14 protein-coding genes are annotated in these 15,868 nt (G+C 66.8%); 9 read left to right on the top strand and 5 right to left on the bottom strand.

What is annotated here, in order from left to right; translation table 11 throughout:
* Positions 1–44: 44 nt before the first annotated feature.
* From ACFVTM_RS21180 to ACFVTM_RS21195, 4 genes are all read left to right on the top strand, one after another.
* Positions 45–506: a MarR family winged helix-turn-helix transcriptional regulator gene (locus tag ACFVTM_RS21180; protein ID WP_390206052.1), complete on the top strand. Its 462-nt coding sequence runs from the start codon at positions 45–47 to the stop codon at positions 504–506.
* Positions 503–1,765: an MFS transporter gene (locus tag ACFVTM_RS21185; RefSeq protein ID WP_390206054.1), complete on the top strand. Its 1,263-nt coding sequence runs from the start codon at positions 503–505 to the stop codon at positions 1,763–1,765. Before ACFVTM_RS21180 ends, ACFVTM_RS21185 begins: the two co-directional genes overlap by 4 nt.
* Before the next feature lie 177 nt (positions 1,766–1,942).
* Positions 1,943–2,662: a FadR/GntR family transcriptional regulator gene (locus ACFVTM_RS21190; RefSeq protein ID WP_390206056.1), complete on the top strand. Its 720-nt coding sequence runs from the start codon at positions 1,943–1,945 to the stop codon at positions 2,660–2,662.
* 407 nt (positions 2,663–3,069) lie between these two features.
* Positions 3,070–3,438: a YybH family protein gene (locus ACFVTM_RS21195; RefSeq protein WP_390206058.1), complete on the top strand. Its 369-nt coding sequence runs from the start codon at positions 3,070–3,072 to the stop codon at positions 3,436–3,438.
* Positions 3,439–4,007: 569 nt separating this feature from the next.
* Here ACFVTM_RS21195 and ACFVTM_RS21200 read toward each other — a convergent pair.
* The 3 genes from ACFVTM_RS21200 to ACFVTM_RS21210 form a co-directional block, all read right to left on the bottom strand.
* Positions 4,008–6,059 (bottom strand): ABC transporter ATP-binding protein, encoded by a 2,052-nt coding sequence (locus tag ACFVTM_RS21200; RefSeq protein ID WP_390206060.1) that lies wholly within the window; start codon positions 6,057–6,059, stop codon positions 4,008–4,010.
* Positions 6,056–7,798, bottom strand: a complete 1,743-nt coding sequence (locus ACFVTM_RS21205) for an ABC transporter ATP-binding protein (protein WP_390206061.1) — start codon at positions 7,796–7,798, stop codon at positions 6,056–6,058. Before ACFVTM_RS21205 ends, ACFVTM_RS21200 begins: the two co-directional genes overlap by 4 nt.
* 127 nt (positions 7,799–7,925) lie before the next feature.
* On the bottom strand, positions 7,926–8,267 hold the full coding sequence (locus ACFVTM_RS21210; protein WP_390206062.1) for a YciI family protein: 342 nt from the start codon (positions 8,265–8,267) through the stop codon (positions 7,926–7,928).
* 246 nt (positions 8,268–8,513) lie between these two features.
* On the opposite strand from ACFVTM_RS21210, the gene ACFVTM_RS21215 reads away from it, so the two are divergent.
* A complete protein-coding gene (locus ACFVTM_RS21215) occupies positions 8,514–8,894 on the top strand; it encodes a VOC family protein (protein ID WP_390206063.1) in 381 nt (126 codons plus the stop codon).
* Positions 8,895–8,937: 43 nt separating this feature from the next.
* On the opposite strand, the gene ACFVTM_RS21220 is transcribed toward ACFVTM_RS21215, so the two are convergent.
* Complete coding sequence (locus tag ACFVTM_RS21220) at positions 8,938–9,561, bottom strand: dihydrofolate reductase family protein (RefSeq protein ID WP_390206064.1); 624 nt, start codon at positions 9,559–9,561, stop codon at positions 8,938–8,940.
* Between the two features lie 116 nt (positions 9,562–9,677).
* Positions 9,678–10,598 (bottom strand): 2-hydroxyacid dehydrogenase, encoded by a 921-nt coding sequence (locus ACFVTM_RS21225; protein WP_390206066.1) that lies wholly within the window; start codon positions 10,596–10,598, stop codon positions 9,678–9,680.
* 135 nt (positions 10,599–10,733) lie between these two features.
* Between ACFVTM_RS21225 and ACFVTM_RS21230 the strand changes: the two genes are divergently transcribed.
* The 4 genes from ACFVTM_RS21230 (at position 10,734) to ACFVTM_RS21245 (ending at position 15,860) form a co-directional block, all read left to right on the top strand.
* Positions 10,734–11,639 (top strand): serine hydrolase, encoded by a 906-nt coding sequence (locus tag ACFVTM_RS21230; RefSeq protein WP_390206067.1) that lies wholly within the window; start codon positions 10,734–10,736, stop codon positions 11,637–11,639.
* A gap of 512 nt (positions 11,640–12,151) precedes the next feature.
* Positions 12,152–12,817 (top strand): response regulator transcription factor, encoded by a 666-nt coding sequence (locus tag ACFVTM_RS21235; RefSeq protein WP_390206068.1) that lies wholly within the window; start codon positions 12,152–12,154, stop codon positions 12,815–12,817.
* A 42-nt stretch (positions 12,818–12,859) separates the two neighbouring features.
* The gene (locus ACFVTM_RS21240; RefSeq protein ID WP_390206070.1) at positions 12,860–14,401 is read left to right on the top strand and encodes a sensor histidine kinase; all 1,542 of its coding nucleotides are present in this window, start codon (positions 12,860–12,862) and stop codon (positions 14,399–14,401) included.
* Positions 14,402–14,624: 223 nt separating this feature from the next.
* A complete protein-coding gene (locus ACFVTM_RS21245) occupies positions 14,625–15,860 on the top strand; it encodes a glycosyltransferase family protein (protein WP_390206095.1) in 1,236 nt (411 codons plus the stop codon).
* The last annotated feature ends 8 nt before the right edge of the window (positions 15,861–15,868 follow it).

Below are 15,868 nucleotides of genomic sequence, written 5' to 3' on the forward strand. Positions count from 1 at the left end.
CTAATTAGCACCGCTAAGTAAATTCGAGGAGACAGCCGAATTCAATGACCACAACCCCCACAGCGGCGGATCACGGACCTGGGGTCAGCATCAGACCGGATGTTTTGGCCATCGACCTGCGGACGGCGGTGATGCGCACATCCCGCAAGCTCCGCGTCGAGGCGACCGGTGATGTCATTACGCCCGGGCAATACACAGTCCTGGCACACCTGCGCAACGGGCCGCAGACCCTTCGCGAACTAGCCGAGCGCGAACACGTACAGGCGCCGTCGATGACCCGGATCGTCAACGCCCTCACCGATCGGGGCTTTGCCACACGGACAGCCCACCCCGAGGACGGGCGCCAGGTACAGGTGAGTATCACTCCGGCCGGTGAGGATGTCCTCGCTGAAGCCCGCGAACAGCGCACCGCCTGGCTGGCCCAACGGGTGGCCGAGTTGGGCGAAGACGACCGCCTCATCCTCAGCCGCGCCGCCCACATCATGCAACGATTGAGCGCGAAATGAGCGCCATGTTCCGGTCGCTTGAGAACCGCAACTACCGGTTGTGGGCAGGAGGGGCACTCGTCTCCAATATCGGCACCTGGATGCAGCGGGTGGCGCAGGACTGGCTCGTCCTGACTATCCTCACCGACCACTCCGGCACCGCCGTCGGCATCACCACCGGACTGCAGTTCCTCCCAATGCTGGTCCTGGGCCCCTACGGGGGAGTCCTCGCAGACCGTCTCCGGAAACGCATGATCCTGCTGTGGACCCAGACAGCCATGGGACTCTGCGGGCTGGCGGTGGGACTTTTGGTGATGACCGGGTCGGCACAGCTCTGGCAGGCCTATGCAGCCGCCCTGTGCCTGGGACTGGCCAGTGCCATTGACGGGCCGGCCCGCCAGGCCTTCGTCTCGGAATTGGTAGGCGCGGAACACGTCGCCAACGCGGTGTCCTTGAACGCCGCATCGTTTAATACCGCCCGGCTTACCGGACCCGCCGTCGCCGGTGCGCTCATTGCCTGGATCGGCACCGGGCCCGTCTTCCTCCTCAACGCGGCCAGCTTCGCGGCGGTCCTTCTCTCATTGTGGCGGATCCGCACCTCGGAGCTGGCATCGGCCGTCCCTGCAACCCGAAGCAAGCACCAGGTGGCCGAGGGCCTAAGCTACGTGCGGCGGCGCCCGGATCTGGTACTCATATTTGTCATGGTTGGGATCCTCGGCGCATTCGGCATGAACTTTCCCATCACCAACGCGCTAATGGCCACGGCCGAATTCCGAATGGGCCCCGGAGAATTCGGCCTCCTAGGCTCCGTCATGGCAGTAGGGACACTGGCCGGCGCCCTCCTCGCGGCCCGCAGGTCCGCCCCACGGCTGCGTTTCCTGCTCGGCGGAGCCCTCGGATTAGGGTTCTTCACGCTTATGGCCAGCATCTCGCCGTCGTTCTGGCTCTACGCCGCCATCCTCATCCCGGTGGGCCTGGCCTCCATCACCTTCCTCAACAGCTGCAACACCAGCATCCAACTTTCCGTGGAACCACGGCTCCGCGGCCGGGTGCTTGCCCTCTACCTCGCCCTGCTGCAAGGCGGGACCGCCCTCGGGGCACCGCTGATGGGATGGATCGGAACGGAATTCGGCGCCCGCTGGGCGGTGGCCGCCGGAGGCACCGTTGTGTTGCTGACAGGCCTCTCCTGCCTAATCGCCATCAGCCGGAACAGCCCACTGACCTTCCGCGCGAACCTTAGGACTGCGTTCCCCGGTAAGAGTGCAGACCGCACCTCCTAAAAGCGCCACGACACGCCGAAAGACTACAGCGTGTCTGCCGCGGCAAGAGGCTGTTTGTTATTCCATTGCGGTATCATGCCATTAGGCTTCTTTGCCCGCAGTAATTACGGGGAGGCTGACACGTTAGTTCCGATCGCATCGCCAAACCGTCTGATTGACGGCCGACCAGGGGGCACAATGGCCACCAACACCCCGGAAATGTTCCTTCCCGTCAACGTTGACCGGGCTTCCCAAGTCATCGTCGACCAGATCAAAGCGCTCATTCGCGAGGGTAAGTTGAAGCCGGGCGAGCGACTGCCAAGCGAACGCGAGTTGTGCCAACGGTTCAACGTCAGCCGAGTGACTGTCCGCGAGGCGTTCCGGGTACTCGAGACCAACGGACTACTCACCATCCGCGTCGGCTCACGTGGTGGCGCCTTCCTCACCACCCCTTCGGCCGAGCGACTCGGAGAGGGCCTGGCCGACCTCATTTCGCTCGCGCCTCTCACGGCACACAACGTTACCGAAGCGCGCATCATCATCGAGCTTGGCACCCTGCCCCTGGCCGTCGAACGGGCCACGGAGGACGACATCGCCGCGCTTTTCGCGATGGTCGAGGAGGCCGAGCAGGCCGTTGAGGCGGGCAAGTACAACGTGGAGCTCTCCGCCAGGTTCCACACCCGGATCGGGCAGTGCACCCACAACCCCGCGATTGAAATGCTCATGCAGAGTTTCAACGGTCCCATGCGGATGTCGCTCGAGGAGTCGCACATTTCCGCGCCTATGGGCCAACAGGGTGTTGCAGAGCACCGCAGGCTTGCCGAGGCCATCGAAGCCCGCAACGTTGAAGCCGCACGAACGGTCATGACTGAGCACCTCGGCCGGACTGCCGAGCGCGTTCGCACTCAGACTTCCTAGGGCGGGACCGGGCGAAGAACGCCCTCGTTGCAGCGCGAAAGCGACGGGCCGGGCCGTGCCGGAGAGTTCCGGCTCGGCCCGTCTGCTCAGTTCCGGCGTTACTGCTTCGCGACGTGTTCGTCGTACTCGGGGGCGTTGCGGGCTCCTCGAACTCATGTCCGGCTGAACTACACCCCAAATTGAGGTCAGGCTGGTGGCCCGGAGCCGTCAGGATTTGGTTCGATTCTTCTTTTTCTGACAATGGCTCATGAAGCTCTTAGGGCGCAGCCTGACACTTCTGATTCGACTTGCCCACCAGCCTGGCAAGGTTGGCACCTCTTCAGGTGCCACAGTTAGCCTCTAGATTCCGCAAACCGACGGCTGGTACATTACCCGCCTCAGACCGACCGGAAACCTGGGAGGAAACCGTGGAAATAGCCGATCCGCACACTTTTCATACCGCATGGGCCGAGCGCTTCAACGCCCGCGACGCTGACGGAATGATGGAACTCTTTGAGCCTGACGGGGTCTTGGTCCCACAGCCAGGCACACCCACCACCGGTGAAGACAGCCTCAACGCCCTGAAGGGATTCCTTCAGGCAGGGCTGCCCATCAGCGTCACCACCCGCCATGTCTACGTCGCGGGCGACCTCGCCCTGGTCATCGCCGAGTGGGCCATCAAGGGCACCGCGGACGACGGCAGCGACGTGGACCTCCAAGGCAGAACTGCCGACGTCCTGCGCAAGGGAAGCCAGGGATGGAAGTTGGCCATCGACAATCCCTTTGGCACAGCCTGAATCGCGCTGCTCCAAACCGCAACGTGCCGAAAAGCTGCGGTCGATGCCCGCTAACCGGGGCGGGTTCTGCGGGCATCGTGCGTCAATCTTGGTTGTCTGCATCTCCCACGATTCCCTGCTCCAGCGCAGCCGATATGGCAGCCGGAGAGGGAAGTGCTGCACGTTCCTCGGCGGGAACTGTCTCATACGTGCAGGAAATGACGGCGATGGGCCGGAAGGATCCATCCAGTGCATAGAGGACCGTTGGTTCGTGCTTGGACCCGCAGACGAGGATCCCTGCAGTGGGGCCATCTCCGGGAATTTCACGAGGTCGTTAACGGCGGCGACGTGGAAGTTCAGCTGCCCGAGGTGCTCCGGCTTGAATTTGCCTGACTTCAGTCCGACAACGACGAAGCCCGTTGACCGCACTAAATCGTCGTGGGACGCCACTCCCCCAGCGCCGTGTCTGCAGATAGCGGATATTTCGTAAGCCTCAGTGAGCCACCCACTTTGATACTTCGCGTCAAATGAGCAAGACCGATGGCAGCACATATGCCAGCCGGGGACCCGAGCCCCGGTGGGCCGCCCCCCTAAACCTCCGCCACCGGAGCCGCGAACTGGGCAGCATAAAGCGCGGCGTACGCCCCGCCCGCCGCCAACAAGGAAGTGTGTGTCCCCTGTTCCACGATCTGCCCGGATTCCATCACCAGGATGAGGTCGGCGTCGCGGATGGTGGAGAGCCGGTGGGCAATGACAAACGAAGTCCGGTCCGACCGCAGAGCGCTCATCGCCTTCTGCACCAGCACCTCGGTGCGGGTGTCCACCGAGCTCGTCGCCTCGTCGAGGATCAGCACCGACGGCCGGGCCAGGAACGCCCGTGCGATGGTGAGCAGCTGCTTCTCACCAGCCGAAACGTTGGAGCCCTCGTCCTCCAGCACCGTGTCGTAGCCCTCCGGCAGGGACCGGACAAACCGGTCCACGTACGTCGCCCGGGCCGCCTCCAGAATGTCCGCTTGGGAAGCAGAAGGCCGGCCGTAGGCGATGTTGTCCCGGATGGTCCCGCCGAACAGCCAGGTGTCCTGCAGGACCATGCCCATCCGCGAGCGCAGCTCGTTGCGGGTCATGGCGGTGACGTCCACGCCGTCGAGTGTGATCCGCCCGGCGTCGATCTCGTAGAAGCGCATCATCAGGTTCACCAGGGTGGTCTTGCCCGCCCCGGTGTGCCCCACGATGGCGACTGTCTGGCCCGGCTCCGCCACCAAAGAAAGGGAAGTGATCAGCGGCTTGTCCGGGGAGTAGGAGAAGGAGACGTCCTCGAACACCAGCCGCCCCCGGCCCCCGTCCGGTGCCACCGAAGGGACAGGATCCGGCCCCTGTTCCTCGGTGTCCAGGAGCTCAAACACGCGCTCGGCCGAGGCCACGCCGGACTGCAGCAGGTTCGCCATGGAGCCCAGCTGGGCCAGCGGCTGGGTGAACTGCCGGGAATACTGGATGAACGCCTGCACGTCGCCCAGCTGCATCGCCCCCGAAGCCACCTGCAGGCCGCCCACCACGGCGATCCCCACATAGACCAGGTTCCCGATGAACGTCATGGCCGGCATGATCAGGCCGGAAATGAACTGCGCGCCGAAGCTCGCCTGGTACAGCTCCACGTTCTTCTGCCGGAACCGCTCCTCCACCTCGCGCTGCCGGCCGAAGACCTTCACGAGCGCGTGCCCGGTGTAGGTCTCCTCGATCTGCCCGTTGAGCTCGCCGGTGTGCTTCCACTGGGCGACGAACAGCTTCTGCGAGCGCTTGGCGATCATCGCCGTCGTCACCAGCGTCAGCGGAATGGTCACCAGGGCAATCAGCGCCAGCGTGGGCGAGAGCAGGAGCATCATCACCAGCACGCCCACCACGGTCAGCAGCGACGTCACGGCCTGGCTGATGGACTGCTGCAAGCTCTGGGAGATGTTGTCGACGTCGTTAGTCACCCGACTGAGCACCTCGCCGCGCTGCACCGAATCGAAGTAGCGCAGCGGCAGGCTGTTGATCTTCGCCTCAATCCGTTCGCGGAGCCGGAACACCGTGCGCTGCACGACGCCGTTGAGGATGTACGCCTGCAGCCAGCCGAACGCCGAGGCCAGGACATACAGCACCAGCGCCCACTGCAGCACGGTGGCCAGCGCGGTGAAGTCGATCCCCGTGCCGGGCGTGAGCGTCATGGCGCTGAGCATGTCCGCCTGCTGGGTCTCCCCCGCGGCACGCAGCTGGGCGATCACCTGGGCCTGGGTCTCCCCGGGCGGCAGCTGCTTGGACACGACGCCTGCGAAGATCAGGTTGGTGCCTTCGCCCAGCAGCCGGGGCCCGATCACCGAGAACGTCACGCTCACGACGGCGAGCAGCAGTACCAGCACCAGCCACAGCCGTTCGGGGCGCAACTCCCCCAGCAGCCGCCGGGCCGACGGGCCGAAGTTCATGGCCTTCTCCGCCGGGATGTTCATCCCGGCAAAGGGCCCGCCGCGGCCGGGCCCGCCCGCGGGGCGGGGAATCCGCATGGGGGTCTGCGCGGCAGGCGCAGCGGCGGGGGCGGCAGAACCAGCGGAAGGCCCGGCAGAACCGGCGGCGGGGGCCGGCGTCGGCGCCTTGTCGGTGCGGCTCATGCTGCCTCCTCCGCCGCGAGCTGGGAGTTCACGATCTCCTGGTACGTCTCGGAGGACTCCAGCAGCTCGGGGTGGGTGCCGTGCGCGACGATCCTGCCGCGGTCCAGCACCAGGATCTGGTCCGCGTCCACAATGCTGGAGACCCGCTGGGCGATGATCACCAGGGTGGCCCCGGCGGTGTGCCGCTTGAGCGCCTGCCGCAGCCGGGCGTCCGTGGCGGTGTCCAGCGAGGAGAAGGAGTCGTCAAAGATGTAGAGCTCGGGCCGTTTCACCAGGGCCCGGGCGATCGCGAGCCGCTGCCGCTGGCCGCCGGAGACGTTGGTGCCGCCCTGCGAGATGGGTGCGTCCAGCCCGCCCTCCAGTTCCTCCACGAAGTCCTGCGCCTGGGCAATGGTCAGGGCCCGCCAGAGCTCGTCCTCGGTGGCGTCCGGCTTGCCGTAGAGCAGGTTGCTGCGGACGGTGCCGGAAAACAGGAAGGGCTTCTGCGGGACCAGGCCGATGTGCCCCCACAACAGGTCCGGATGGAGCTCCCGGACGTCCACGCCGTCGATCCGCACCGAACCGGACGTCGTGTCGAACAGCCTCGGCATCAGGTTCACCAGGGTGGTCTTGCCGGAACCGGTACTGCCGATGATCGCCGTCGTCTGCCCCGCGCGGGCGGTGAAGCTCACGTCTTGGAGCACCGGCTGCTCGGCCCCCGGGTAGGCGAACCCGACGTCGCGCATCTGAAGCTCTCCGCGGGCCGCCCGCCCGGCCGAGCGCGAAACCGGGTGCAGCGGCGGCCGGACGCTGGACTCGGTCCCGAGCACCTCGCCGATCCGGTCCGCCGAGACGGACGCGCGCGGGATCATGATCGCCATGAACGTGGCCATCATGACGGACATCAGGATCTGCATGAGGTAGCTCAGGAACGCGATCATGGTGCCCACCTGCATGGAGCCGTCCTCGATCCGGAACGCGCCGAACCAGATCACGGCTGTGCTGGAGACGTTGAGGACCAGCATCACGGTGGGGAACGCGAGCGCCATCAGCCGGCCGGCGCGCAGCGCGGTGTCCGTCACGTCCTCGTTGGCGCGGGCAAAGCGGGCCGTCTCCACGTCCTCCCGGACGAAGGCCCGCACCACGCGGATGCCGGTCAGCTGTTCGCGCAGCACCCGGTTGACGGTGTCGATCCGGGCCTGCATGAGCCGGAACAGCGGCACCATCCGGATAATGATCGACCCCACCCCGATCAGGAGCACGGGCACGCTAACGGCGATCAGCCAGGACAGCTGCACGTCCTGCCGGATGGCCATGATCACCCCGCCGATGCAGAGCATGGGCGCAGTGACCATGAGCGTGGCGGACATCAGGACCAGCTGCTGGACCTGCTGGACATCGTTGGTGGAGCGGGTGATCAGGCTGGGCGGGCCGAACCGGGTGACTTCCTGCTCGGAGAACTCGGCCACCCGGGTGAAGATGGCACCGCGGACGTCCCGGCCCAGCGCCATCGCGGCCTTCGCGCCGAAATAGACGGCGGCGATGGTGCAGGCGATCTGCAGCAGGGTGACGCCGAGCATCAGCCCGCCGATGTGCAGGATGTAGTCGGTGTTTCCGGTCGCGACGCCCTGGTCGATGATGTCCGCGTTCAGGGTGGGCAGGTACAGCGAGGCGATGGACGCCGCCAGCTGGAAGACGACGACGGCGAGCAGCAGCCGCCGCTGCGGCCGCAGGTACTCCACGAGCAGTTTCCAGAGCATCCGGTCTCCACCTCACGGTTTAGCCAGTGATTCGAACGTCAGTTTACGTCCGCAATCCCGGAGTGGACTGGGTTCCTCTCACGGCGAATCCGACCGCGAGCCCAGCGACGAGGATCGCCGGCCGAGCCTAGCTTGCGGGGTCGTACTGGAAAGCGCGCACCTCCTGCGCGCAACGGCAGGCGACGGCGATCTTCGCGGCCCACTCCAGGGCCGCATCGTACGAGGGCAACTCCAGCACGGAGTAGCCGCCTTCGAGCTGCGCCGTCTGCGGGTAGGTGCCCTCGCGCACGGTCCCGTCGCCGTCGACCATGACGGGCGGGATGCTCTCATCGATGCCGCCGCCGAACACCCAGACGCCGGCGTCCTTCGCTTCCTGAACGACCGCGTGCGACGCATCCGAAACGGCCTGCAGGTCTTCGTCAGGGAAGACCATGGCGGCACCCGGGAACGAGATCAGATACTTGGTCATCGAGTCCAATCCTTCTTCGTAGCATAGGGGATGGCACTCATCCTCGCCGACGCCATTCGGGCCGCGCAAGATCCCGGCGATGCCGGTGCCCGCTCACGGATGCAAGAGACGATGCCGGTGCCCGCTCACGGATGCAAGAGACGATGCCGGTGCCCGCTCACGGATGCAAGAGACGTCGGCACCCGGTGTTCACAAAGCACCGCCAACTAAGCGCCAGGGCCCGCAGTCCGGGTGTAGATTGACCGGATGCTGAGCATTGGCTCGATCGTGATCCGGGTGGACAACCTCGAACGCCAGATGCGTTTTTGGCAGGCCGCGCTGGGCTACCAGCCGCGGCACGAATCCGACGGTGACTTTGTGATCCTGGCGCCGCCGGACGGCGTGGGCACCTGCATCTCCCTGGACCGCGTCCCCGCCGCCGTCCAGATTCCCCCGCGCCTGCATCTGGACCTGTACACGGACACGCAGGATGCCGAGGTGGACCGGCTCCTGGCCTTGGGCGCCACCCGGGTGGAGTGGAGCAAGCGACCGGCCGACGCGGACTACGTGATCCTGGCAGATCCGGAAGGCAACAGGTTCTGCGTGGTGGACACGGCCCGGCCGGACAATCCACCCGAGAACGTGTAGCCGCCCTCTCAGGCCTCCCAGCCCGTCTAGCCTCCCAGCCCTCCTAGCCAGTCTGATCGATGGCCCCCATATCGCCGACTCCAGGCGTGCCATCGGCGAGAGCGTAGCGCTGCAGCACCGCACCCTTCGGTGAGGCGGCCACCGGCTCGATGAGCCTGAGGTTCGTCGGAACCACCCCATCGGCGAAGACCTTCTTTCCGTTGCCGAGGAGGATCGGATACACCCAGAGCGTGAGCCGGTCGAAGAGCCGCTCGGCGAACAGGGTCTGCACGAAGTCGAGGCTGCCGATGACGTGGATGTTCTCGTGCCGGTCGCGCAGTCCGCGCACGGCGGCGACGACATCAGGACCGAGCAGTGTGGAGCCGGCCCAGTCGACCGTCGGCGTCTGGCGCGAGGCCACGTATTTCGGGAGGCGGTTGAACAGCCGAGCGATGTCCCCGTCCGCCTGCGGCCAGTACGCGGCGAAAATGTCATAGGTCCGGCGCCCCAGCAGCAGCGCATCCATCCCCGCCATTCCGGAGTCGACCTGTGCGTCGACCACCTCGTCCCAGAGCGGCGCCTGCCAGCCGCCAAACGCGAAGCCGCTGTCCGGGTCCTCGTCCGGTCCGCCGGGCGCCTGCGCGACGCCGTCGAGCGTGGTGAACAGGTCGATGTGGATGAGTCCCATGCCGTGCTCCTTCTCGTCCGCCCGTCGTCGTCGCCCCGGCGATGGGATCACTTCGAGGCTGGCACACGATCCCCTGCGGAGCAACGGGTATCAAAGAAGCAACGGGTATCAGCTGATCAGCCGCCCAGCACCACATTCACCGGCGGTTCGCCGGCCAGCATGAGCCCGATCTGGCGCTGCAGCAGCCGGCCCATCCGCGGGCGCATCGCCGAGCTCGCCCCGCCCACGTGCGGGCTGATGATGACGCCCGGATTCCGCCACAGCGGGTGGTCCTGCGGCAGAGGCTCGGGATCGGTGACGTCCAGCGCGGCCCGGATCCGGCCCGAGGAAGTGTGCCGGACCAGGGCATCAGTGTCCGCCACCGGGCCGCGGGCCACGTTCACCACCAGGGCGCCCTCCGGCATGGCGGCGAGGAAGGCGTCGTCGATCAGGTGCCGGGTGGAGTCACTCAGCGGGACCCCCACCACCACGACGTCGTGCTCCGGGAGCAGCGCGTGGAGTTCCGCGATGCCGTGGATCCGGCCGCGTTCGTCCGTCCGTTCCCTGCTGGCCACCCGGGTCACGCTGGTCTCGAACGGAAGGAGCCGGTCCTCGATCGCCTTGCCCACCCCGCCGTAGCCGACGATCAGGACGCGGCGGTCGGCCAGGCTGGCGGTGGGCCGGCCATCCCAGCGGCCTTCGGACTGGTTCTGGATGATGCGGGGCAGTTCGCGCTGGCTGGCGAGGATGAGGGCGAGTGCCAGCTCCGCGGTGGACGCTTCGTGCACGCCGGCCGCGTTGGCGAAAACCCGGCCGGACGGCAGGAACTCCGCCACGCCGTCGTACCCGATCGACTGGCTCTGCACCAGGGCCGTGTCCACCGGTGCCAGGCCCTGCAGGACCTGCGGGCCGCCCATGTAGGGCGGCACCACGATGTCGATCCGCGGCAGGGGCGGCTCACCGGTCAGGTCCCACTCCAGGATTGTGACGTCCGGGTGCGGCTGAAGGTATTCACGCAATGCGGCGTCCGGCAGGCTGACAGTAATATTCCGGGTCATGAATGCCAGCGTAGTAGACCGTCGCGCGGGAATTTTGCCCGACTTCGGCGCTTCCCCGCGCGCTCCGTGGACTTCACCCCCGGCCAGGCTTAACGTCAGAGGCACCACCCCCGCCGAGTCCGGAAGGCCACGTACATGACGAATCCGGGGCCCCGGCCGGCCGCTCCCAAGCACCGCAGGAACCTGGTCCTGGTCTGGGCCGCCGCCGCGCTGGTGCTGGCCGCCGTCGTGGTCCTCGGCGTCTCCCGCACCGTCACGTCGGGCGGTGATTTCCTGACCGGCGATTACGCGACGGTCAGCGACAAGCTGGCACCGAGTCCGTCCGCCACTGCGACGGCGGCCCCGGCACCCGCCGTCGACCTCCCCGCCGAGATCCAGCGGATCATCATCGAACACCCGGACCACAGGATCGGCGTCGCCGTGGTGGACACGCGCGACGGCCAGCTCCAGAGCTACGGCGACGTGGCACCCTACACGGCGGCGAGCACCGCGAAGGTCCTGACCGCGGCCGCCTACTACCACCTGGTGGAAACCGGCGATAAGTCCCTCGACGCCCCGCTCGGCTCGTTCAACGCCGCGTTCCAGCTCAAGGCCATGATCAACACCAGCAGCGACGACTCCTGGCTGCTGCTGATGCAGGATATCGGCTACCCCAACCTCACCGCCTACGCCGCCACCCTCGGCATCACCTACGATCCCGAGCAGAACCTCCTGGCCCCGCCGGACATGGCCCGGCTCCTTGCGCAACTCGCCACCGGCAAGCTGCTCAACGCCGACCACACCGCGGAACTGCTCGGCTACATGCAGCACACCAATGACGAGGACCTCATCCCGGCGGCCGTGGACCCCAGCATCACGGTCCATCACAAGTACGGCGTGGTGCAGGGCTACGTCCACGACGCCGCCCTGCTCAGCGTGGGGGACCGCTCCTACGCGGTGGTCATCTACACGTGGGGCCCCGACGACGCCGACAGCGCGAACCGCCTGGACCTCATCCACGATCTGACGCATCAGCTCACCGGTGCCCTGTTCCGGCAGTAGCGGCGTGGGTAGGCGTCCAGTAGGGGCGTGAGTAGGACGTCCAGTGGCGGCGTGCGGCTGCGCGGGAGCTGTTAACAGCCTGAAATTCAATCGATCAGAGGTGGCGCACGCCCCGCTACAGGGGCAGGATGAAAGAAGCTGGAATAGCCTCAGCCGCAGCTGCATGATGGAGCCCACACCGTTGGGCCGTCCTCTGGAGGAGCACCCAGATGCCCATTCCTTCTGAATCTCGTATCTGCCGTCCCGCCGAAGCAGGGACCCCCGGTCCCGCACGGCCGGCCGCTCCTCCCTGACCGGAAACCCGCGCCAATAAGACCGCGGGCCCCGCACCAGGGGCCCGGACCCCGCCCGCACTCCGGGCAGATCGAGGCTGCTGGGGCCTCGGAATTCCTCCCGGCTCGTGCGCAGGAGACGCCGCAGTATTGGGGCAGGCCAGGATCCAGCGCATGACATCCGCGCCAATGCGCGGCCCAAGGGGACCTTCCGGATCCGGGCTTTTCCAGGGAGCCACCTTGATCCGCATCCTCATCGCAGAAGACGAAGAACGCATCTCCCGCTTCATCGAAAAGGGACTGCGCGCCGCCGGCTACGCGCCAACCGTGGTCGCCGACGGCGTCACGGCCGTGGACTACGCGTCCAGCGGCGAATTCGATCTCCTGCTCCTCGATATCGGGCTTCCCCGGCTGGACGGCTACGCCGTCCTGGCGGCACTGCGCCGCGGCCAGGTGGGCATCCCGGTCATCTTCCTCACGGCCCGCGGTTCCTCCACGGACACGGTGGCAGCGCTGGAGGGCGGCGCCGACGACTACATCGTCAAGCCGTTCCACTTCGAGGAACTGGTGGCCCGCATCCGTGCCCGGATCCGCAACGCTGACCCGGGCGACCCGATGGCGACAAACGTGATGCGGTACGGTCCCCTGGAGCTGAACCTGCTCACACGCACCGTGAGCGTCGACGGCAAGATGGTGGAGCTCTCCTCCCGCGAGTTCTCCCTAGTGGAAATGTTCCTGCTCCACCCGGGTCAGGTCCTGAGCCGGCAACAACTCCTCAGCCACGTCTGGGGCTACGACTTCGACGGCACATCCAATGTGGTGGACGTGTATGTGCGCCAGTTGCGGAGAAAGATCGGCGCCGAACGCATCCTCACCACCCGCGGCGCCGGGTACCGCCTGAGCTAGGCGAAGAGCGGCACGGGAAGGGACGTCGCAGAAAGGAGCGCAGTGACCACGTCGGATGAACACCGCAGCGGGAGCGGCCAGGCCGCGCCGGCCGCTGGCTCCCCTGCGGCCGAAACCCAGGACCCGTCCGGCTGGGGCGCAAAGTTCCACTCGGTGCGTTTCCGGGTGGTGGCCGCCATGCTGGGCATGATGCTGGCCGGGCTGGTCACCGCCGGGCTGGTCACGTTCATCGTCCAGTTCCAGGAGTCCGACTCCAGGATTGACCAGGCGATCCTGGACAAAGCCAACGCCGTGGTCAAGCTTGTCCAGACCAACAAGAAGACGTCCGGGGACTACGCGAACCGGACGTACATCAGCGCGCTTCACGAGGCCGCGGAAGATATCGAGCCCCGCAGCAACGAGGTCATGGCCGGCATTGTGGACGGGCGCGTGGCGTGGACCGTTGAGGGCAACTCGGACAATGCTCTCCTGGATAACACCATGTTCGCCGACGCGGTCGAGCTCAGGAGTCAAGTCGGCGCGTCCTTCGGCGAGCTGAACGCGGACGGCAGACCGCTCAGGACTGTGGTGGTGCCCATGAAGGGCGCCACCGGTACATTTTTCCTGGTTGGCCGGGACGCCGGCGATCAACGCGAGCATAACGCCGACTCGGTCCGGACGTACTCGCTGGTGGCCCTCGCCATGCTCATGGCTGCGGCGGTGATCGGCGGGATTGTTGCCGGCCGCCTGCTCAATCCGCTCCGCCGCCTGCGCGAGGCCTCCAGGGCGGTGGGCCCGGAGGACCTCACGCAGCGGGTAGAGGTACGCAAGGGCGAGGACGACGTCACGCTGCTGGCCAAGACCTTCAACACCATGCTCGAACGCCTGGATGAAGGTGCCCAGCAGCAGCAGCAGTTCCTGGACGACGCCGGCCATGAGCTGCGGACCCCGCTGACCATTCTCCGCGGTCACCTCGAGCTCGTGACGGTCGATGATCCGGACGACGTCATCGCCACCAGGGACGTGCTGCTGGATGAGGTGGACCGCATGCAGCGCCTGGTGGACGACCTCCTGCTGCTCGCCAACTCCGGCGATCCCGGCTTCATCCGGCGTGAGCCCGTCCGGATCCCCGAACTCATGGACCAGGTCATGGAGAAGGTGCACGTCCTTGCCGACCGCAACTGGCTGATCGATGAACAAGCAGACTACGTCGTGGAGGCGGATCCGCAGCGCCTCACCCAGGCCCTGGTCCAGCTCGCCGCGAACGCCGTCAAGTACACCGGCCGGTCCTCCACGATCGCGCTCGGTTCCAGGGTTGAGAGCCCGACGACGAACGACGGCACTACGCTGCCCCAGCACGACACCCTCCTGCTGTGGGTGCGGGACGACGGCATCGGAATCGCCGCCGAGGACCAGCAACGGATCTTTGAACGGTTCGGCCGGGCGCACACGGGCCGCGGCGAGGAAGGCTCGGGACTGGGCCTGGCAATCGTCGCGGCAATCGCCCAGGCTCACGGCGGCGTGGCCACCGTGGAATCCGAATACGGCCACGGGGCCACCTTCCTGATCAAGATCCCCCTGCAGGCCGCCGGCGTCCGCGTCTGACAGTGTGTGCGTCTGATCCGGTCCGCTGATTAGCGCGTGGCCGCAAAATCCGGCCCTTGGATGAGAAATCCTTAATCTTCCCCTCATCCCGCCCTCACTCTAGGGGCGCAGGCTGATGCATATCATCAGACAGCGCCGGCATCGGACCCAGCAGCGATCAGAAACAGTTGCGATCACGGCTGTGTCCCGTGCACCGGGGGCGGGAGGATTTGCTGTGGAGCCAATGCGGATCGTGCTGTACTCACATGATTCAGTGGGCCTGGGACATGTGCGTCGGAATCTCGCACTGGCCCACGCGCTGAGCAATCAGCTACCCGGGCTCATCGGCCGCCCCGTCACCGGAATCCTCATCACCGGCACGTCCCTGGCCCCAGCCTTCCTGTTGCCCGAGGGGTGGGACTGGGTTCTGCTGCCCGGTGTGGCGAAGGGGTCCGAGGGTTACCTGCCCCGAAACCTGGCGTTGCCCATGCAGGAGTTCGTGCCGTTGCGTGCCCGGCTGTTGCAGGCAACGCTGGCCGGTTTCTCCCCCCACCTGGTGGTGGTGGACCGGCACGCCACCGGCGTCCACGGCGAACTCGAAACAGCCTTGCGGCACGCACGCACTGCCGGGCCGGTGCGCGTGGTCCTGGGCCTCCGCGAGGTCCTTGACGCGCCCGCCGCGGCCCTCGCCGAATGGGCCAAGGTGGGCGGGCCCCGCGTAGTCAGAGACCTTTTCGATGCCATCTGGGTCTACGGCGATCCTGCCGTCCACGATCCCGTGGCCGCCGGCGAGATACCGTTCGCCCTCCGGAAGCTCATTCGGTACACGGGCTACCTCGCCGAGGGACGCCCGGCGGTCTCCGGCACCAGCTGCATGCCCGGGCGGTACTGCATGACAACTGTCGGCGGAGGCTCGGACGGCTACGCCCTGGCCAGCGTCGCCGTGGCCGCGCCGGTCCCGGACGGGCTGGGACATCTGGTGGTTGCAGGACCGCAGATGCCCGCCGAGCAGCTCTACGACCTCCGTAAGCGGGCCCGCCCCGGCGTCAAAGTGGTGGCCGCTGTGGATGACCTCGTGTTCCACATCCGGCACGCCAGCGCCGTCGTCGCCATGGGCGGCTACAACACGGTGTGCGAGATCATGAGCACCCCGGTCCCGGCGCTGATCGTGCCCCGCACGCAGTCGCGCGCCGAGCAGCGGATCCGGGCCGCTTCCCTGGCCGCGGCAGGATACCTGGAGCAACACGACATCGGCACGCTGACGCCGGAAATCCTCGCCGGCTGGCTTGCCGCCCGGCTCGGCACCACTGTGGACCGCCGTCGTGCGGTGCTGGACGGCCTGATTCGTGTTCCGCAACTGGCCGCCGAACTGCTGCACCCGCTGACCAACTCCGATCAGTTCCGCGCCGCTGAGTTCCAGCAGGACGAAAGCGAAGCTGCGGTGCGCGCGAAGGGCGGTGCCAGCCGTGTCGCCGTTTGAACCTGGGA

The sequence above is a fragment of the Arthrobacter sp. NPDC058130 genome, from assembly GCF_042884475.1.
Classification (GTDB): Bacteria; Actinomycetota; Actinomycetes; order Actinomycetales; family Micrococcaceae; genus Arthrobacter.